We start from the raw sequence: 18553 nt of genomic DNA, 5'->3' as shown, positions 1-18553 counted from the left end.
GCTGACGTTGGTTCTGCTGTGCTGTTCCGGGCCAGTCGTTCGGGCGGGAGGCGCGATACTTCGCGTCTCTACAGCGCCCGACAGCCACTAACCTCACCGCAGCTCCAGCACCGGCAGCACTACCCCAAACTCCCCGTCGGACTCCTCCACCCGCACCGGCTGGCTGGTGAGGAAGGCGTAGCGGGCCCGCAGGTTTTTCAGGCCCAGGCCCGTCGATTCGCCATCGGGGAGGCGGCGGGGGCGGCGGATGTTGCGCACGGCCAGTGTGCGGGCCGTTTCATCTAGCTCTATGCGGATACGGAGTGGGTCGCGCTGGGAGGTGGCGTTGTGCTTGAGGGCGTTTTCGAGGAGGAGCTGCACGGCCAGCGGGGGCACAAACAGGGTGTCCAGCGCGGCGGGGGGTAGGCGCATTTCCACCTGCACGCCCTCGCCCAGGCGGGTGCGCTGCAGAAACAGGTAGGCTTCCACGAAGCGCATTTCGTCGGCCAGGGGCACTACTTCCTGGTCCTGGCTATCGAGCACGTAGCGGTACACCTGGCTGAGCTGGCGGATAAAGCGGGTGGCCCGGGCGGGGTCGTTTTCCTCTACCAAAGAGGTCAGGGCGTTCAGGGAATTGAACAGGAAGTGTGGGTCGAGCTGGCGGCGGAGGCTGTCGGCCTGGGCCAGGGCGTTTTCCTTCTGCAGGCGCTCGGCCTGGGTGGTGGCATCGCGCCAGCTCAGCAGAAACGAGCGGCTGTGCAAAAACAACGACACCACCACCGTAATGAGCAAGGGCATCACGAAGGGCCGCCAGGTAATGGAGCTGAGGGGGCGGTGGTGGTAGAGCACGTTGAAGCTCGTCGTGACAATGAAAATCACGATGAGCGACAGCACCAGCGACATAGACAGCGTAATGAGAAAGCGCTTGATGGGCTGAATTGTCCAGTCGACGCGGCGGTTAAGCCACTCGCTGGGGAAGCCGTTGGCCAGCCACAGGCCGGTGGTATAGAAAAAGTTATAGCCGAACGTGACCAGAAAATCCTCGCTCCCCACGGAGCACTTCCGGCAGAATACGAAGCTCATCACTACTGATAAAATCAGCATCAGGCCCAGCATGAAGGCCCACTTGCGGTGCGGGTAGTGGCGGCCCAGGTTGGTGAGGGAAGTTTTCCGCACCTGCAGGGCATCTTCGGTAGCTGGGGCCGGGTGGTTTGTTGGCAGGGCAGATTCAAGCATAGCATGGAGCCCCGACGGGCAGATAAGGCAAGCGAAAAGATAAGGAAAGCTGGCGGCACCGGTGGGCAGGCGTCGTGGCGCTTGCCGTATGGATTGGTTTTGGTTAAGGTGGGCGCGGTGGTTTGCCCAAAGGCCGTGTCCTGCTTCAGCTGGCGGCCACCCCGCGCAGCATCTGGTAGGCTGATGGTAGACGATGCAGAGGCGCGTACGGGCGGCGTCTTATTGCCAGAGCCATAGGCCATTGTAGTCAACGACTGACCGAGAACAACATGCCTGGCGGGGCACCTAAACAACGCCGCACGCCGCAGACGCGAATACGCCCCCCCATTGTTCAACACCAGCCCAAGCCTGACGTTCTATTGCTTGCTTGTTGAGGCTTAGCTTCGGGAGCCACGGCAGAGCGGCCCCGGCAACTTACTTAACCGATGCCGTTTCGTAGCTTTTCAACCGGCCTTTCACCTGCCGCTCGCCCCAGTTGGGAGCCAGCACCGAGCTGGGCTTGAAGGCCACGAACCGCGTCTGGGCTTCCTGGAAGAGGGGCTTAGCTACCTCGGCCCCACCCCCGAACATGGCAGGCGTGTAGTACACGTTGTTGGCCTGCACCAGGTAAATGCGCGGGTTGGCAGGGTTGGCTTTTTTGGCGGCGGCCAGCGTTTCCGTCACCATTTTAGAGTACTTCATGGAGCGCAGCATAGGCGAAATGCTCAGGCGGGCCTGGTAAATGTAAGCCTGCACTACCAGCAGCTCCGATTCCTCGCCGCCCAGCTTGCGGGCTTGCGCCAGAGCCGTTTCGGCCTGGTCGAGGTACTTGTCCTTGGCGTCGTCTTCCTCCTTGCTTACGAAGGTGGTAATCACGCGGGCGTAAGCCTGGTAGTAGCGGGGCAGCCAGTCTTTGGGGGCTACCTGGGCGGCGCGCTCCAGCTTGGCATCAGCCTGCTTTAGTTTGGCCGGGTCGCCGGTGCTCATCAGGTCCTGAATGGTTGTGGCCATCATGCTGGTGTAGGCATCGGCATGGGTAGTAGCGGCGGGGGTAGCAGCGGTGGGCTGGGCTACGGCGGCAACGGAAGCGGCTACCAGGGCGAGGGTGAACAGGGCTTTTTTCATGACGAGGAAAGGTTTGTGGTGGTTGATGAGTCAAAGGTGGGCTAGCCGCGGCTCCGAAGAAATTTGCCCTCACCGAACCGTCGGATTTTCAGGATGAAGCGTAGCCAGCAGCCCCCGAGAGAAAAATCAACGGTGGGCTTTTCCTCACCCCTATCCCCCAAGCCCCAAACGACACCGGCCAACGCTTTTCAGCGTTGGCCGGCGCGCTACTGATAAGGCAGCCCTGCACCCCAATAAGAAAGCTTAACGGGCAGGCTCAGTGACGCCGATAATGACGCCGAAGTCTCCATCTGTCTGGACCCATTGCTTCTCGGGCAGATAGGTGCGCGACACAAACCCATCGAGGTAGAGAGCCGTCTGGCAGCCTTGTTCCCGGAAATAAGCGGCCATGTCGTAGAAGCGGACCTTCTCCCTGGACATGGCAAATAGCACGGTTCCATCGGGCAGAATGCCCACGCCATTCCGAATATGCAGATTGGTGGAGTTGGCCCGGAAAGCCGGGTGAATCTGCCCATTCAGCACCAGCAGCGGCCCCGACTGCGTAGCGTACCGAACACGCCTGACGTGGGGAAAGGCCGCCGTAGGAACGATGCCGGCTTTGCCCTCGGCCGTTAAATAAAATACGCCGTTGGGCTTCAAGTAAAAATTGCCTACCCCCTGGGTCGTATCCAACGGCGTACGCACTACCCCCTGCTCCAGCAGCAGCCCCAGCGGAACATTGCCGGCCTTGTACATTCCGCCGTTGGTTGCAAATACTAGCCGCTGCTGGTGGGCCGTTGCCCATTCGCGTAGGCGCTGAACGCTACGAAAGGGCCTCCCCTGCTCATCCTGCCAGTACAGGCGCAAAGCCTGCCGGCGCGGATTTACCTGGTAGCTGATGTAGTGGTCGGCCGCGGGGGTGCGGCCCTGGTTCCCCGGTCCGCACTGCGTACAGCCCAAGGCGGCAAGCCCGGCCGCCCACCACAGCAGGCGACGCTGCAACTGAGGCCGGATAGAAGGTGGTGCCTTTCGGAGCATAGCGGAGGGTAGTAAGGCCGCAACTTACGCTACTGTCCTCATTGCAGCTTAACGGCTGGTCCTACCCCCAGCCCTGCGCTTGCAGCTTGCCTACTTACTCCGGCCGCTCGTCCAGATCCAGGGCGCGTTTCTTGTTGATGGAGATGAACAGGCCCACGAACAGCATGCGGGGCGCGGTGGGCGTTATGGCTACGCGGTTGAAAGTGCCCGCCGCATCGGGCTGGGAAGCATAGCGGTAGCCGAACACGTTCTGGCGGCCCAGCACATTGGTAGCCGAAACGTGCAGCACCGTGTATTGCCCAAACAGGCGGGTAACGTAGCTGGCATTCAAGCTTACGTCTTGGTAGGTGGGTAGCACCCCTTGGTTGTAGCCGTGCTCGGGGTCGTTGAGGTCGTGGAAGCGACGGGGGCTGCCGAAGCTGTAGGTAGCGCCCAGCAGCGTGTGCAGGGGCTGCACCCAGTACTTGCCTACCACCGATACGCTGTGCCGGGCCGCAAACGTGGGTACGGCCGCTACGGGGTCTTGGCGGTACTGGCGCTTGGTGTCCAGAAAACCGTAGCTGACATAGTATTCCAGGTTTTTGATGGTTTTCCGGTCGCGCCACAGCACATCCAGGCCGCGGGCGTAGCCGGAGCCGCCATTGTCGTAAGCCCAGGGGTTGCGCGGGTGTAGGCCATCGTAGCGGGTGAGGTGGCGGTAGGTTTTGTAGTAGGCCTCTACCTGCAGCAGCTGCCGGTCGTGGGTGTACTGGTAGGTAAGCACCGAGTGGGTAGCTTGCTCGAACCGCAGGGTGGGCTGCACCAGCAGCAGGGCGTTGTCGGGGGTTTGGTAGAAGCGGCCGTAGGCAGCGGAGAGGGAGCTGCTTTCGGTGGTCTGATACGCCAGGGCCAGGCGCGGCGCGGCGTTCCACTGCTGTAGCAGCGCCGAGTATTCCGCGCGTCCGCCCACGCGGCCAGCCAGCCGGTCATTCAGTTGGAAGTCTGATTCTACAAAAGCCGCTGCCCGTTTTTCGGTGAACTCCGGCCGGTACATCGTGCTCAGGGCGGCGTTGGGCTGCACCAACTGCTGCACGCTCTGAGCCAGCACTTCGGCCCCGATTTTCACGTTCCAGCGCGCCGCGGCCGAGTCGTTGATGAGCACCAGCCGGGCGGTGAGGGCCTGTTCCAGCGTCTGGATGCGTAGCGTATCGGGGGCCACGCGCTGGTTGTCGCGGCTCAGTCCTACCCCCGACTGCAGGCTCCAACCCCGGCGTAGGGGGCTGCGGAAAGTGGTGTTGAGGTAGCCATTGCCAGCGCGCAGCGCTACCGTTTGCCGGCCGCTGGGCTCGGGGCTGGGCTGCCCAATCCGCATCTGCTGCTGGCTCCAGGTGCCGTACACTTTCAGCATGCCCGCCTGCCCGGTGCGGTGGCGCAGGGTGAGGGAGGTAGTCAGCCCGCGCGGCGACACTGGCCAGGTCACGTTTTGGGGCAGCAGGTGCTGGTAGGGCTGCAAGTTGGTGTAGTCGAGGGTAGCAGCTACGGACGTACGCTCCCAGCGCTGCGTGCGGGCCGCGCCCAGAAACACCGAGGTAGCCGATACGCCGGTTTCCGTTTCCGGGGCCAGGTCCGTCGAGTTCAGCAGCAACACCCCCGACAGGGCCTGCCCGTACTGGGCCGAGTAGCCGCCGGTGCTGAACACGGTGCCTTTAAACAGGCTGGGCGAGAAGCGCCCCCGCGCCGGCACCGCGGCTACCGTGGCGTTGTAAGGGTTTTGAATGGGTAGGCCATCCAGATACACTTTGGTTTCCGAGGCCGCCCCGCCCCGCACGAACAGCATGCCATCCTCGCCTACCCGCGTGGTGCCGGGCAAGGTGTTGAAGGCGGCGGCCACATCGGCCAGGGCTCCGGCCGTAGTTTGGATGTCGCGGGTGGTGAGGGCGGCGCTGCGGTGCTCGTCGCTGGCCTCGAAAGAACCGGCAGTAATTACCACCGAGCCCAGGGCGTGGGGCGTGCTTTTCAAGGTAAGATCAAGCCGCAGGGGCGTCCCGCTGAGCGTAACCTGGCGCTCCACCGTCACGAACCCGAGCAGACTGGCTTGCAATACGTAGGAGCCGGCAGCTTGCTGGGTTTCAAAACGAAACCGCCCCAGCGAATCGGTGCTGGCCCCGTCGAAGGTGGTTTTCAGGAACACATTAGCGCCCGGCAGGGGCTGGCCGGCGCCATCCCGAACGGTGCCGCTGAGCATGGTAGTGGGTTGGGCCAGCGCGCGAAGGGCGAAAACCAGCAGCAGGACAAGGAGTAGCAGACGTTTCATGGGGGTAGCGGCGTAGGGTTGGACCAAAAGTGGCCCGCTACTGCAGCCGATGAAACTTGCCGTTACCGAAGCGTCGGATCAGGTAGATGAAGTGTATATTCCTATATCCTTCAAGTATACCTCCTCACACAATTCCTTCACACGATGACATCTTCTAGACAAAAGGTTACTCCCGAACAAGTGCATTTAGCATACGACAAAGCGAAGTATGTTTATGAAAATCCCGGCACTATCACCAAGGCTGCCGCAGCAAATGAGTTACATTCAGAGCACAAGATCAATGAAGGCACGGCAAAGGATTTCATAAGAATTTTTCAGCACTTGCGAAAAGGCAGTGTGTTTAAAAGGGCATTAAGTGAGTACGCAATGGATTATTTCCTATTCAATATCAACAGAGATTATAGCAATGATGATTTACAGACATCACTATCCGCATTAATGAAGCATATAGTATATAGAGAGGAAGGAAACCCTAAGACTGGCAGAAAGCCAGTTAGCCAACATGCGATGAGGCGACTACACAGAAAATATTTAATGATCATTAATAACAGTAAATCAGAAAGCAGCCAATTATCTGACGAGGCTGAGCAAGAAGCCGTCCATGAGAAAACCTATAGTACGTATAGAGATAAAATTGATCTAAAGCGAGCTATTGAGGAATATGCCAACTACCCTTTAGAAGTTATAACTATTTCAAACACTTTGTTTAAAAGAAACAATGTAGCTATAGCACTAATAAAGAGATACAGAAATTATAAATGTCAGATCTGTAAAATCAGCATAAAGAAAGCTGATGGTAGTGAATACATAGAGGCCGCACATATTGAACCTCACAGCCAAGCAGGTAGAGCTACCCTTCACAATATCATTCTCTTATGCCCCAATCATCACAAAGAATTTGACTTAGGTAAAACAGATGTACGTTACGCGAACAACAGAGATTTTGTAGAAATTACATTAAACGGCAAAACTCACAAATTGCTACTGCATTAATTGCTATTCTGCCTTGAGGAAGGCGCTATCCCATTATTGAAAACTGAGTTGAGTCGTAAACAGCCGACATTTGCGGTTTCTGAACCTTACTTCAGCCACCTCATTTCTCTATCCCCTTCTCCTTATGAAAGCCTTTCTCTTCGACCTCAACGGCACCATGATTCACGACATGGACTACCACACCAGCGCCTGGCAGCACATCCTGAACCACGAGCTGGGCGGCAGCTTCAGCTGGGAAGAGCTAAAGCCGCAGATGTACGGCAAAAACCAGGAAGTGCTGGTGCGCGTGTTTGGGCCCGACCGGTTTACGGCCGAGGAAATGGACGAGCTGGCCGTGCGCAAGGAGCAGCGTTACCAGGACGAGTTTCGGCCCCACTTGCGGCTGTTGCCGGGCTTACTGGAGTTTCTGCAGCAGGCCCACGCCCGCGGCATCCGGCTGGCTATTGGCTCGGCGGCCATTCCGTTTAATATCGATTTCGTGCTCGATGGCCTGGACATTCGGCGCTACTTCTCGGCCATCGTCAGTGCTGATGACGTGCAGCTGAGCAAGCCCCACCCCGAAACCTTCCTGAAAGCCGCCGAGAAACTAGGGGTAGCCCCCTCCGACTGCCTCGTGTTCGAGGACGTGCCCAAGGGCGCCGAAGCGGCTTTGAATGCTGGTATGCAAACCGTTATCCTCACCACCACGCACCAGCCCGCCGAGTTTAGCCACCTGCCCAACGTGCTGCACTTCGCCCCCGATTTCAACGACCCCTTCATGCAAGGCCTACTGTAAGCCGGGCTGCCCCGCAGCCGCAGTGGTCTGCTGCGCCGCTAAACCCTGGCGGGGTTGGGCGGTTGCAAAGGGGTAGTAACCGGGTGCTACTCCCCGCGTATGTGCTTTCCCTACCCCTTCTTTCTGCTATGACCCAGTCCACCGGCCGCCGCATATTTCAAGTTATTGATGGCAACAAGAAGTTTGTTGGCGACGGCTTCGACGTGACCAGCCCCATGCCGGGGCCGCGCATCCGTCAGCTCAGCCCCTTCCTGCTCATCGACCACACCGGCCCTATGCCGGTAGCGCCCACCGAGGCCCCCCTGGGCACGCCGCCCCACCCTCACCGCGGCTTCGAGACGGTTACGGTGATGTACGAGGGCTACCTGGCCCACCGCGACACGGCCGGCCACACCGGCGCCCTCGGCCCCGGCGACGTGCAATGGATGACCGCCGGCGCGGGCCTCCTGCACGAGGAGCGCCACGAGCGGGAATTCTCCCGCCGCGGCGGCACCCTGGAGCTGCTGCAGCTGTGGGTAAACGTGCCCGCCCGCGACAAAATGGCCCCGCCCCGCTACCAGAACATTCGGGCCGAAGCTATTCCGAAAGTGCTTACTGCCAATGGGCGCGGCCGCATCCGGGTAGTTTCGGGCACGTACGAAGGGGTAACCGGCCCCGCCGACACCTTCTCCCCCATCACCCTGCTTGATGTGCACCTGCCCACGGGCACCGAAACCACCCTGCGCCTCCCCGCCGACTACAACGTGGGCATTTACGTGGTGAAAGGCGCTATTACCCTGCACGGCAACCGCCCAGCCGCCACCAAGCAGCTTGTGGTGTTCGGCTGGGATTCTACCGACGTGCACGTAACGGCTACCGAGGATACCGTGCTGGTGGTGCTGGCCGGGGAGCCCATTGAGGAGCCGCTAGCCACCTACGGTCCCTTCGTAATGAACACCAACCGGGAGCTAGTGCAGGCCATTGCCGACTTTGAAAGCGGCGGCATGGGTCAGTTTCCGGAGGATGAGTAGGTAGCGGCTTACTATCGGGAGCAGGAATCTGAACGTCGTGCTTTTTGCATAGCTTGTACGACCTATCGGCTTTCATCATTGCCTAGCATGTTTTCGTTTATTCAACGCTACTATTTCACCCTGTATCATGTAATTAAAAACTTTCGCGTTAGGTTAATCCCGGGCAATATGCTTGGGGTGTCCAAAGCAGTTGATGCTAGTATATACCTGACTGCTTTACAGGTGCTAAATGTGCGCTTTCTGCTGGCTCATGTATTTTATGCGGACGCACGCGGATGTCATTATTGCACGGAGTTCACCCGCCGGGGCCTATTGGTTGTTATTGGCGTCGGACTCGCTATGTTTAATACGGTGGTATTCTGGGGTGAACATGAGGGTCGGGTTGCCGTTGCTCATGAGCATATTGCCCAGCGTGTAGTCCTGGCATACGCCGTAGCCTCTGTTATCCTGGGGTTTGTCTAGCCTCTACTCTAGGCTTGCTGGGAAAGTACCGGGCCTTTCTACTGCCTATTACACAAGGCAAACTCTCTCAAATCTGCAAGGTCAACTATAACCCGCCGCCGCGCCGGTAAGTAAGGATAAACCGCCATGAGGCGCGTTTTTCCAACCTGAACTTATCTATCGTGCGGTTTTCCTATTTCCTTGGCTGGCTTGCTTTAGTAGCTCTATCGGGGCCGGCATTGGCCCAAACCGTGACCGGCCCCCTGGGCGAGCAGTTTACCCGGCGTGTTATCACCGAAAAGCTCAGCGACCCGTGGGAAGTCGCCTATGGCCCCGACAATTTTTTGTGGACTACCGAAGCCCGGGGCTACCGCGTCAGCCGCATCAACCCAGCCACGGGGGCCCGGCAAATACTCCTCGACCTGAGCAAAAACCGTGAGTTTCCGCGCTACGACAAAGTTCCGGACTCTGTGGATGGGGGCAAGCCCTGGCCCCAGGGTGGGCTGATGGGCATGGCCCTGCACCCGCAGCTGCTCACGGGCAAGCCCTACGTGTACCTGACCTACATCTACCGGTTTGCGGGAGCTGGGCAGCCCGGCAAGGGTAGCGCGCCCAATTTCGGGGGCAATTTTTTCACGGCCCGCCTGGTGCGCTACGAGTACGATGCTGCCCAGCAGCAGCTTACGCGCCCCCTTATCCTGTGCGACTCCATTCCGGCCAGCAACGACCACAACGCCGGCCGCCTGCTGATAGCCCCCGTAGCGGGCCGCGACTATCTGTTTTATTCCGTCGGCGACCTGGGGGCGGGGCAGTTTGAGAACGGCGGCCGTGCGAACCACGCGCAAAACCCGGCTTCCTACGAGGGCAAAGTATTGCGCTTCAACCCCGAACCCGATACCGACCTGGGCCAGTACGACCGGTGGATTCCGAACGATAATCCGTTCAGCCAAGGGCGGCAGAGCGCCGTCTGGAGCCTGGGCCACCGCAACGCGCAAGGGCTGAGCTATGCCGTAGTAGGCGGCGCGGGCCGACTTTACACCTCCGAGCACGGTCCGTTTTCCGACGACGAAGTAAACCTAGTGGAGCGGGGCAAAAACTATGGTCATCCGCTGGTTATTGGCTTTGCTGACGGCAACTACAATGGCCTGGCCGCAGCCGCCTCTGAGCACGCCACCCTGCCCGGCCCCTGGCACACTACCTACCCCACCATCGGGACCGAACAGGCCAACGCCGCCCGGTTGGGCGCTGCCTACCGCAACCCCATTGCCTCGCTCTACCCGCTAACGCAGCAGTTCCTGACGACGGTGCTCACCCGTACCCGCGACCATAGCCCCGACGAGCCCACCTGGAACTCCGAGGCTCCCAGCAGCCTAGCGGTGTACACAGCCACGGCCATTCCGGGCTGGCAAAACTCCCTGCTGATTCCGACCCTGAAAAAAGGCAAGCTCATCCGCCTGAAGCTTACCGACGACGGCACCGCCGTGGCCTCCGACACCCTGATGTACTTCCGCGGCCCCGTCCGCTACCGCGACCTGGCCATGTCACCCGATGGCACCAAGCTCTACCTGGCCACCGACAGCGCCTCCATTACGTCGGGCCCTTCGCAGGAAGCCCCGAAAGGCACGGCCTGCCAGGGCTGTATTATTGAGTTCAGCTACGTGAGCGGCGGGCAGGCTACTACCCCACCCCGCGGCAGCAAGCCGGCCCCCAGTCCGGAGCAAGCCTTGCAGCAAGCTACTACCCTGGTAAAAGCCCTGAAGCCCAAAGACCAGCGCGTAAAGCGTGCCGGCCTACCCGCAGCTCAGCAGCCCATCTTCGACTTATTGCTGAAACCCACCCTTACGCCCCAGGAAAAAGCCCGCGCTCAGCGCAACGCCCCGGCCCTGCTGGCAGGGCTGCGCCAGCAATAAGAGTAGCTAGCGGCAGTAGAGTACTGTAAGAACTTCGTCTTGTTGCGCAAAGTCGAACTATCCCGCGCTTCGCTTTTATGTCCCTGAGTAGCCACAGATAGGTAGCGATGCGCCAACTCCGCCCAGCACACCAGTGGGTTGGCACCATTACTATCTTCTTCCACCACTTCATCCTAACCGTTCTTCATGCTTACTCGCCTGATTCCTTCCAGCCAGGAGCCGCTACCCGTTGTGGGGCTGGGAACCTGGCAGACCTTCGACGTGCGTGGTGCCGGGGCGCACCCGCAGCTACGACACACGCTGGAAACCTTGCGCGCGTCGGGGGGCAGCGTTATCGATTCGTCGCCGATGTATGGGCGGGCCGAGGAGGTAGTGGGCGAGCTGACCAGTGAGCTGCCAACCCAAAACGAGTTTTTCTACGCCACCAAAGTCTGGACCCAGGGACGGGAGGCCGGCATCCGGCAGATGGAGGAATCCCTGCGCAAGCTGCGCCGCACCAGCCTGGATTTGCTGCAGATTCATAACCTCGTGGATTGGAAAACTCACCTGGCAACGCTGCGCCAGTGGCAGGCTGCGGGCCGAGTGCGCTACTTGGGCATTACGCACTATACCGACGCCATGCACCCCGAACTGGAGCGGGTGCTGCGCCAGGAAAAGCTGGACTTCGTGCAGTTCAATTACTCTATTCTGGACCGCCACGCCGAGCAGCGCCTGCTCCCGGCCGCGGCGGAGCTGGGCGTGGCCACGCTCATCAACCGGCCCTTCACGGAAGGCAGCCTGCTGGCGCGGCTGCGCGGGAAGGCGCTGCCCGCCTGGGCTGCGGAGCTGGGCATTACGAGCTGGCCGCAATTTCTGCTCAAGTTCATCCTTTCCCACCCCGCCGTTACGTGCGTAATACCCGGCACCAGCAACCCCGCCCACCTGGCCGACAACCTGCGGGCTGCCCACGGGCCGCTGCCTGATACGGCCACACGAGAAAAAATGGCCGCGTACGTGCGCGGGTTGTAGGGGATGCCCGGGGGTAGAAACGTAAAGTAGCGCGAAGCACCGGGTTGCGGTGAGTAGCAGCTTAACACCTTGCGCTACCGCTTTTTCCGGCTACCCCTCGTAACCCACAGCTACTGAACCCGGTACCTATTCCTGTAACTAACCTGCTTGGGCTATGAAACCATTGGATGTGAACCCGGCCGGGCGCCGGGAATTTATGCGCACGTTTTCGCTGGGGGTGGGGGCTACGCTGGTGGGCGCGTCGGCGGTAGGCGGGCCGCTCTCGTGGCTGGAAGAAATCAGCTACGGTCCTGCCAGCCTGGAGGCTTTGCAAAGCGGCCGCCAACTGGGAGTGGCGCTGGTTGGCCTGGGCAAGTACAGCACGGGGCAACTGGCTCCGGCCCTGCAGCAAACCAAGCTCTGCAAGCTGGCGGGCATCGTAACGGGCTCGCCGGAAAAAGCGGCTAAGTGGAAGCAGCAGTACAACCTCCCCGACAAGAACGTCTACGACTACAAAACCTTCGACCGCATCGTCGATAACCCCGACGTTGACATCGTGTACGTGGTGCTGCCCGTGGGCATGCACGCCGAGTACGTGGAGCGGGCGGCCCGGGCGGGCAAGCACGTTATCTGTGAGAAGCCCATGGCGCCTACTGCCGAGGAGTGCCGCCGCATGATTTCGGCCATGCAGAAGGCCGGCAAGAAGTTCAGCATCGGGTACCGGTTACACTTCGAGCCCCACCACCAGGAAATGATGCGCCTGGGCCAGCAGCAAACGCTGGGGCCCATCAAGCGCTTGGTGGCCGACAACGGCTTCCGCTTCAACAACGACACGCCCTGGCGCGTGGATAAAGAGCTGGCCGGCGGCGGGCCGCTCATGGACATGGGCATTTACTGCGTGCAGGGCGTGATTTACACCAAAGGCCAGATTCCAACCTCCGTGACGGCCAAGCTGGCGCCCAACCCCGACCCGAAGGGGCTGTTCAAGGAAGTAGAAGCCGGCGTGAACTGGCAAATGCAGTTTGCCGACGGCTCCGTGGCCGACTGCCGCACCAGCTACGCCGAAAACCTGAACAGTTTGCTCCGGGCCGAAACCACCAAGGGCTTTATGGAGCTGCAGCCCGCCTTCGGCTACGGCGGCTTGCAAGGCCGCACCAGCCAGGGCCCGATGAACATTGAGAACGTGCCCCAGCAGGCCCGCCAAATGGACGACTTCGCCGACTGCGTACTGAACAACAAGCCCACCCGCGTGCCCGGCGAAATGGGTCTGCGCGACATCCAGCTATTACAAGCCATTTACAGAGCCGCCGCCACCGGCCAAAAGGTGTCTACCAAAGATGTGGTAGCCGTGCTCGACAAAACCAACAGCAAATAGCGAAACTGCTTCGCCCCTGCATGTTACCTTTCTGGCACCCTCTACCCCGCCCTTCATCTTTCCCCGCGCTTAGGATGACGGATGGTTTGGAGGTGCAGGCCAACGAAAAGGCCCGGACCTGCAACAGGTTCGGGCCTTTTTTAGGGGTAGGAAAAGGGCTTACGGGTTGATGGTTTCGAAGCCGCCGTCCGGGGTGCGCTTCAGCTCGGTTACCTTCACGTTGCGCAGCCAGGTTTTGCCAGACAGCTCGGTATCGTGGTAGAAGATGTACCACTTGCCGTCTTTCTCGATGATGGAGTGGTGGGTAGTCCAGCCCTGCACGGGGTTCATGATGACGCCCTTATACGTGAAGGGGCCGTAGGGCGAGTCGCCGGTGGCGTACACCAGCAAGTGGGTGTCGCCGGTGGAATAGGAGAAGTAATACTTGCCGTTGTACTTGTGCATCCAGCCACCCTCGAAGAAGCGGCGCTTGTTGTCGCCGGAAAGCAGGGGCTTGCCGTTTTCGTCGAGGATCTTCACCTCTTTCACCGGCTCGGCGAAGCTGAGCATGTCGTTGCTCATTTTGGCTACGCGCGGGCCTAGGGCTACCTCGTTGGGGCCAGGCTCAGGCTTCACGCTGGCGTCGTACGTGCCGGTTTTCCAGCGCTGCAGCTGCCCGCCCCAAATGCCGCCCACGTACATATAGGAGGCGCCGTTGGTGTCCTGGAACACGGCGGGGTCGATGCTGAAGCTGCCCTCGATGGGCTTGGGCTGGGCCTTGAAGGGGCCCGTAGGCGACGTGCTGGTGGCCACGCCAATGCGGAACACATCCTGCTTATCCTTCACGGGGAAGTAGAGGTAGTACTTCCCGTTTTTGAAAGCGGCATCGGGGGCCCACATCTGGCGGCCGGCCCACGGCACATCCTTCACATCCAGGGCCACGCCGTGGTCGGTTACCTTGCCGCCTACGCTGTCCATGGACAGAATGTGGTAGTCGCGCATGGCAAAATGGTCGCCGTTGTCGTTTTCCGGCATCCCCGTCTCGATGTCGTGCGAGGGGTAGATGTAGATGCGGTTGTTGAAGACGTGGGCCGAGGGGTCGGCGGTGTAAATCTCTTTAATCAGGGGCTTGCTCAGGTACTTCTGCCCGCTGCCAGCCGTGCCTGCTTGCGCGGTAGCCGCCGGCGCCGTGGTGTCGGCAGCGGCAGAGCCGGTTTCGTTGGTAGTGGCGGTAGTAGAAGTGTTGCTTTGGCAGGCGCTGCCCAAAGCCAGAGGCAGCAGCAAGGCTAAGGTTGGTTTGAAAGAGCGGGGTAGGGTTTTCAAGGAGACTGGGGGAATTTAAGGTGAGAAGTAACTGCTACGGAAAGCGCCGGGCCCGGCTCACAGCCACGCCCGACGTGGCGGGCCGGGTGCATTTTGGGCGGCTGCTTAGCTACCAGAAGGCCGCTATCGTCACCAAATATAGATACCTCCCCTACCCCCTAGCCTGCTTCAAAACCCCATTTCCCGAAGAAAAACTATCCAATCGTTTGCGGTAGCAACCTCGACTCTAGTTTTTGAAATAGAAAAGAAAACGGCCCCAGCTAGTGTAGCCGGGGCCGTTTCAACTCAGCATACAGGGCTTACGAAAACGCAGCCAAAGCCAGCAGTTAGTCGGCGTTGCCGGTAGCGCCATCGTCAGTGAAGTCGCCGGCGTTGTTGGGGTTGTGCTCCGTGTAGCTGGCTACCTCGTTGGTGAGGGCCACATCCACGTCAGCGCCTTGGCCCGTAGCGGCACCTGCGCTGCTTTGCTGGTCGCCTTGCGGTTGAGAATCGGTATTGGCTTCCTCTTCGCCGCCTTGCTTGCTGGCAAAAGGCCAGCTGCCCTGCGAGTGGCTAATGTACACGGCAGCCGCCAGGCCGGCCAGCGAAGCCCCGATGAGGGCGGTGAGGTTGGACTTCTTAGACATGGAAGTAGTAGGGTTAGATGTGCCGGCTAGCCGCTTGCAGGTGGGCTAGGCAACGGGTTGATAGGGTAGTACGAGCCGTACCGTCATTTGGTGACTCGGCAGTGAAATTTCCGCAGGATTACTGAGCCCGCACCGGATACTTTTCGAACATGGTGGCAATGCCCTCGTCAATGCGGGCGGCCAGTTTTTCGGGGTCTTTGGAAAGTGTGCTGGCGGCTACGCCCTGCCAGATTTGGGTGTTGCGGGCGGCGTCTACCACATCTACCGTGGCCGTGCCATACTTGTAGGTACCTACGGGCACTTGCTGGCTTTCCCAGTGGTAGCGGCGCTGCCCAATGTAGCGCGGGCCATCAAACTGAATGTTGGTTTCGCGGGTTTGCACCTTTTCCTCGGTTACTACCCCAATGTTCACCCATAAGTCCGGCGACTCGGCGCGCTGGTAGCCGCGGTTTTCCATCTCGCGGGCTACGGCACGCTTCAGCTCCTCAATGCCGACTGCTCCGCCGGCAAAAGCGGCTTCATTGCGCGCCGTTACATCCATGAAGTTATACGTTTTGTAGGCCGAAAAATCGGTTCCGGGGACCTGGGTTGATGTTTCTACCCGCACGGGCGAGCAAGAAGCCGCGCCCACGGCCAGCAGCAAGACAAGCAGAGTGGTTTTCATAGGAATCATAGGCAAAAGAACGGTGAGCCGGAACGGCCGCCTGGGGCGCACCGGTCGCCCCTCCTTCCGTGGCGAAGGGCGTGGTTCGGCTTCTTTGTACGAGTAAACCGCGAAGCCGGCAGCAACTTTCCCGTGAACACTCAAAATTTCAGGGGCCAAATGGTTTCGTGTGCACCTATCGGGAAAAGGTATTCGGGTTGCTAGTTATTCTTGGCCGACCTTTGCAGGAAGCTTCAAGGGGTAGCCCGCACGACGCCGCGCTCAGGCTACCTTCGGTTGCGTCCTGAGGCACCGCTCCATCATCGGGTGGTTTGGCTTCCAACTTCTTACTTCGTTTTCCGTGAACTCCTCCTCTCGCCTTACGCTACCGCCCCTACCGGCCGTGCTCCTTTCCATTGTAAGCGTACAGGGCGGCGCGGCCATTGCCAAGGGGCTGTTTCCGGTGCTGGGGGCGGCAGGCACGGCCAGTTTGCGCATAGGCTTCTCAGCCCTGCTGCTCCTGCTGGTGGTGCGGCCCCGACTCGGGCAACTACAGCCAGCGCAGTGGCGCGCTGTGGTGCCCTACGGACTGGCGCTGGGCATCATGAACTTTCTGTTTTACTGCGCCCTGGCTCGTATTCCGCTCGGGCTGGCCGTCACGCTGGAGTTTGTGGGGCCGCTGGGCCTGGCCCTGGCTGGTTCGCGCCGGAAGCTGGATGCCCTGTGGGTGGTGCTGGCGGCGGCGGGCATTGCCCTTATTGCGCCCTGGCGCGGCCACGGCATTGATATGCTGGGGGCGGGCTTTGCCGTGGCCGCGGGCGTATGCTGGGCGCTGTATATCGTGCTGGGCCGCCGCACGGCGGCCGTGCTACCCGGCCAGCTGGCCGTAACCGTAGGAATGCTGTTTGCAGCCCTGGTGATTCTGCCTTTCGGGGCTGCCGGGGGTACGTTTTCCTTGCTAACACCTCACCTGCTGCTCTTGGGTGGGCTGCTGGCCTTGTTTTCCAGTGTACTGCCTTTTTCCCTGGAAATGCAGGCCCTGAAAACCATGCCCACCCGCACGTTCAGCATTCTGATGAGCCTGGAACCCGTAGCGGCGGCCCTTTCCGGGTGGCTTTTGCTGGGCGAACGGCTCACGGCCAGCCAGTGGCTGGCCGTGGCCTTCATTGTGGTGGCCAGTGCCGGGGCTACGCTTACTACCCCCGTGGCCGAGGCGGCAGTAGGTGGGGAATAGCCCGGCGCGGCATCAGGAAAAGCCCAGTACCGGGTGGGGCTGATAGGGCTCTTCCAACCGCTTGATTTCTTCTTCCGAAAGCGTTACGCCCACGGCGGCCACGGCATCTTCGAGGTGGCCGGGCTTGCTGGCGCCCACAATAGGGGCCGTAATGCCGGGCTTGCTCAGCATCCAGGCCAGGGCAATCTGGGCGTTAGGCAGGCCGCGCTCCTGCGCAATTTCCGTTACGCGGTCGGCCACGGCAAAGTCGTCGTCGCGGCCGTAGAGGCTTTTGCCGAAAGCATCCGTTTTGGCCCGCTCGGTTTCGTTGCGCTCCTTGGTGCGCCCGCCCGTGAGCAGCCCCCGCGCCAGCGGCGACCAGGGAATCACGCCAATGTTCTGGTCTTGGCAGAGGGGTAGCATTTCGCGCTCCTCCTCGCGGTACACCAGGTTGTAGTGGGGCTGCATGCTCACGAAGCGCGTCCAGTTGTGCTTATCGGCCAGGTACAGGGCCTGCGCGAACTGCCAGGCAAACATCGACGACGCCCCGATGTAGCGGGCCTTGCCGGCCTTCACCACGTCGTGCAGGGCCTCCAGCGTTTCCTCAATGGGCGTATCGTAGTCCCAGCGGTGAATCTGGTAGAGGTCTACGTACTCGGTGCCCAGGCGCCGGAGGCTGGCATCAATGGCACTCATAATGTGCTTGCGCGAGAGGCCCCGCTGGTTGGGGCCGGGGCCCATGGGGTTGTACACTTTCGTGGCCAGTACTACCTCGTCGCGCTTGGCGAAGTCGCGCAGGGCCCGGCCGACCACTTCCTCGCTGGCACCGTTGGAGTACACATCGGCCGTGTCGAAGAAATTGATGCCCAGCTCCAGGGCTTTTTGAATGAAAGGGCGGCTCTGCTCCTCGTCCAGAGCCCAGGGCCACCGGTCGGTGGGGGTGCCGTAGGTCATGGTGCCCAGGCAAATGCGCGAAACCTTGAGGCCAGTAGCCCCCAAGCGGATATAGTCCATGCTGAGTAATTGAATGAAGGCCGCACCTAGCGGCGCAGGTGTGGTGGAAGTATACGCGGCCAGGGCGCAAAATGCCGTGGTGGAGCTTGCCGGCCACGGTAGCACACCGCACTTCTGCCGGCTACGCCTCATCTTTGCACCCATACTTTTTGCCGCATTCCCCATGACCCTGACCTGGACCACCAACCCTTTCGCTGCCCTCACCCTGGCCGAACTCTACGACCTGCTGCAACTGCGCTCAGAGGTATTTGTAGTGGAGCAGACCTGCGCTTTTCAGGACATTGATGGGCAAGACCAGGCCGCTCATCACCTGCTGGGCTACACCCCCGCCGGCGAGCTGGCCGCCTACAGCCGCCTCTTTGGAGCCGGCATCAGCTACCCCGAGGCCAGCATCGGGCGGGTGGTCGTGAGTCCGAAGTACCGGCGCTACGGGCTGGGCCGGGAGCTGCTGCGGCAGTCTATTGGAGCAGTGGAAGGCCTGTTCGGCGAGCAGCCCATTCAAATAGGCGCCCAGCTCTACCTCCAGAAGTTCTACGAAAGCTTTGGCTTCCGGCAAGTAGGCGAAGGCTACCTCGAAGACGGTATTCCCCACATCCACATGATTCGGGCCTGATGGGCTGAGCCATGGCAGTGAG

At 60.5% G+C, this 18553-nt stretch carries 17 protein-coding genes; 9 read left to right on the top strand and 8 right to left on the bottom strand.

Annotated elements, in window-relative coordinates; all coding sequences use genetic code 11:
* Positions 1–93 precede the first annotated feature (93 nt).
* From K3G63_RS00385 to K3G63_RS00370, 4 genes are all read right to left on the bottom strand, one after another.
* Positions 94–1215, bottom strand: coding sequence for a sensor histidine kinase (locus K3G63_RS00385; RefSeq protein WP_220612122.1), 1122 nt, complete (start codon positions 1213–1215; stop codon positions 94–96).
* Positions 1216–1629: 414 nt separating this feature from the next.
* Positions 1630–2319 (bottom strand): hypothetical protein, encoded by a 690-nt coding sequence (locus tag K3G63_RS00380; protein ID WP_220612121.1) that lies wholly within the window; start codon positions 2317–2319, stop codon positions 1630–1632.
* A 243-nt stretch (positions 2320–2562) separates the two neighbouring features.
* Entirely contained in the window at positions 2563–3336 is a 774-nt protein-coding gene (locus K3G63_RS00375; protein WP_220612120.1) for a phosphodiester glycosidase family protein, read from the bottom strand.
* 94 nt (positions 3337–3430) lie between these two features.
* Positions 3431–5629 (bottom strand): TonB-dependent receptor, encoded by a 2199-nt coding sequence (locus tag K3G63_RS00370; RefSeq protein ID WP_220612119.1) that lies wholly within the window; start codon positions 5627–5629, stop codon positions 3431–3433.
* Between the two features lie 144 nt (positions 5630–5773).
* Between K3G63_RS00370 and K3G63_RS00365 the strand changes: the two genes are divergently transcribed.
* The 7 genes from K3G63_RS00365 (at position 5774) to K3G63_RS00335 (ending at position 13120) form a co-directional block, all read left to right on the top strand.
* Positions 5774–6622, top strand: a complete 849-nt coding sequence (locus K3G63_RS00365; RefSeq protein ID WP_220612118.1) for an HNH endonuclease — start codon at positions 5774–5776, stop codon at positions 6620–6622.
* A gap of 124 nt (positions 6623–6746) precedes the next feature.
* Positions 6747–7397 carry an HAD family phosphatase gene (locus tag K3G63_RS00360; protein ID WP_220612117.1) on the top strand — a complete coding sequence of 217 codons (651 nt, stop codon included), beginning with the start codon at positions 6747–6749 and terminating at the stop codon, positions 7395–7397.
* Between the two features lie 128 nt (positions 7398–7525).
* Complete coding sequence (locus K3G63_RS00355; RefSeq protein ID WP_220612116.1) at positions 7526–8407, top strand: pirin family protein; 882 nt, start codon at positions 7526–7528, stop codon at positions 8405–8407.
* A gap of 87 nt (positions 8408–8494) precedes the next feature.
* On the top strand, positions 8495–8869 hold the full coding sequence (locus tag K3G63_RS00350) for a hypothetical protein (RefSeq protein WP_220612115.1): 375 nt from the start codon (positions 8495–8497) through the stop codon (positions 8867–8869).
* A 161-nt stretch (positions 8870–9030) separates the two neighbouring features.
* Entirely contained in the window at positions 9031–10758 is a 1728-nt protein-coding gene (locus K3G63_RS00345; RefSeq protein WP_220612114.1) for a PQQ-dependent sugar dehydrogenase, read from the top strand.
* Positions 10759–10944: 186 nt separating this feature from the next.
* Positions 10945–11766 carry an aldo/keto reductase gene (locus K3G63_RS00340; protein ID WP_220612113.1) on the top strand — a complete coding sequence of 274 codons (822 nt, stop codon included), beginning with the start codon at positions 10945–10947 and terminating at the stop codon, positions 11764–11766.
* Positions 11767–11920: 154 nt separating this feature from the next.
* Complete coding sequence (locus tag K3G63_RS00335; protein WP_220612112.1) at positions 11921–13120, top strand: Gfo/Idh/MocA family protein; 1200 nt, start codon at positions 11921–11923, stop codon at positions 13118–13120.
* Between the two features lie 159 nt (positions 13121–13279).
* Here K3G63_RS00335 and K3G63_RS00330 read toward each other — a convergent pair whose 3' ends face one another.
* The 3 genes from K3G63_RS00330 to K3G63_RS00320 form a co-directional block, all read right to left on the bottom strand.
* A complete protein-coding gene (locus K3G63_RS00330; RefSeq protein WP_409070862.1) occupies positions 13280–14236 on the bottom strand; it encodes a glycoside hydrolase family 43 protein in 957 nt (318 codons plus the stop codon).
* Positions 14237–14748: 512 nt separating this feature from the next.
* A complete protein-coding gene (locus K3G63_RS00325; RefSeq protein ID WP_220612111.1) occupies positions 14749–15048 on the bottom strand; it encodes a hypothetical protein in 300 nt (99 codons plus the stop codon).
* Between the two features lie 118 nt (positions 15049–15166).
* Positions 15167–15721 carry a DUF4136 domain-containing protein gene (locus tag K3G63_RS00320; RefSeq protein WP_220612110.1) on the bottom strand — a complete coding sequence of 185 codons (555 nt, stop codon included), beginning with the start codon at positions 15719–15721 and terminating at the stop codon, positions 15167–15169.
* 331 nt (positions 15722–16052) lie between these two features.
* Here K3G63_RS00320 and K3G63_RS23000 point away from each other — a divergent pair, with 331 nt between their 5' ends.
* Complete coding sequence (locus tag K3G63_RS23000; RefSeq protein ID WP_220612109.1) at positions 16053–16925, top strand: DMT family transporter; 873 nt, start codon at positions 16053–16055, stop codon at positions 16923–16925.
* A gap of 12 nt (positions 16926–16937) precedes the next feature.
* On the opposite strand, the gene K3G63_RS00310 is transcribed toward K3G63_RS23000, so the two are convergent.
* Entirely contained in the window at positions 16938–17918 is a 981-nt protein-coding gene (locus K3G63_RS00310) for an aldo/keto reductase (protein ID WP_220612108.1), read from the bottom strand.
* A 163-nt stretch (positions 17919–18081) separates the two neighbouring features.
* On the opposite strand from K3G63_RS00310, the gene K3G63_RS00305 reads away from it, so the two are divergent.
* Positions 18082–18531, top strand: coding sequence for a GNAT family N-acetyltransferase (locus tag K3G63_RS00305; protein ID WP_220612107.1), 450 nt, complete (start codon positions 18082–18084; stop codon positions 18529–18531).
* Positions 18532–18553 lie beyond the last annotated feature (22 nt).

This window comes from Hymenobacter sp. HSC-4F20 (genome assembly GCF_019599275.1).
Lineage (GTDB): Bacteria > Bacteroidota > Bacteroidia > Cytophagales > Hymenobacteraceae > Hymenobacter.
This window is presented reverse-complemented; position numbering and strand designations above follow the sequence as displayed.

What these genes read in the sequence shown, in the direction of transcription:
- K3G63_RS00385 (WP_220612122.1), bottom strand. Translation starts at nt 1,215, where the DNA reads ATGCTTGAATCTGCCCTGCCAACAAACCACCCGGCCCCAGCTACCGAA.
- K3G63_RS00380 (WP_220612121.1), bottom strand. Translation starts at nt 2,319, where the DNA reads ATGAAAAAAGCCCTGTTCACCCTCGCCCTGGTAGCCGCTTCCGTTGCC.
- K3G63_RS00375 (WP_220612120.1), bottom strand. Translation starts at nt 3,336, where the DNA reads ATGCTCCGAAAGGCACCACCTTCTATCCGGCCTCAGTTGCAGCGTCGC.
- K3G63_RS00370 (WP_220612119.1), bottom strand. Translation starts at nt 5,629, where the DNA reads ATGAAACGTCTGCTACTCCTTGTCCTGCTGCTGGTTTTCGCCCTTCGC.
- K3G63_RS00365 (WP_220612118.1), top strand. Translation starts at nt 5,774, where the DNA reads ATGACATCTTCTAGACAAAAGGTTACTCCCGAACAAGTGCATTTAGCA.
- K3G63_RS00360 (WP_220612117.1), top strand. Translation starts at nt 6,747, where the DNA reads ATGAAAGCCTTTCTCTTCGACCTCAACGGCACCATGATTCACGACATG.
- K3G63_RS00355 (WP_220612116.1), top strand. Translation starts at nt 7,526, where the DNA reads ATGACCCAGTCCACCGGCCGCCGCATATTTCAAGTTATTGATGGCAAC.
- K3G63_RS00350 (WP_220612115.1), top strand. Translation starts at nt 8,495, where the DNA reads ATGTTTTCGTTTATTCAACGCTACTATTTCACCCTGTATCATGTAATT.
- K3G63_RS00340 (WP_220612113.1), top strand. Translation starts at nt 10,945, where the DNA reads ATGCTTACTCGCCTGATTCCTTCCAGCCAGGAGCCGCTACCCGTTGTG.
- K3G63_RS00335 (WP_220612112.1), top strand. Translation starts at nt 11,921, where the DNA reads ATGAAACCATTGGATGTGAACCCGGCCGGGCGCCGGGAATTTATGCGC.
- K3G63_RS00325 (WP_220612111.1), bottom strand. Translation starts at nt 15,048, where the DNA reads ATGTCTAAGAAGTCCAACCTCACCGCCCTCATCGGGGCTTCGCTGGCC.
- K3G63_RS00320 (WP_220612110.1), bottom strand. Translation starts at nt 15,721, where the DNA reads ATGATTCCTATGAAAACCACTCTGCTTGTCTTGCTGCTGGCCGTGGGC.
- K3G63_RS00310 (WP_220612108.1), bottom strand. Translation starts at nt 17,918, where the DNA reads ATGGACTATATCCGCTTGGGGGCTACTGGCCTCAAGGTTTCGCGCATT.
- K3G63_RS00305 (WP_220612107.1), top strand. Translation starts at nt 18,082, where the DNA reads ATGACCCTGACCTGGACCACCAACCCTTTCGCTGCCCTCACCCTGGCC.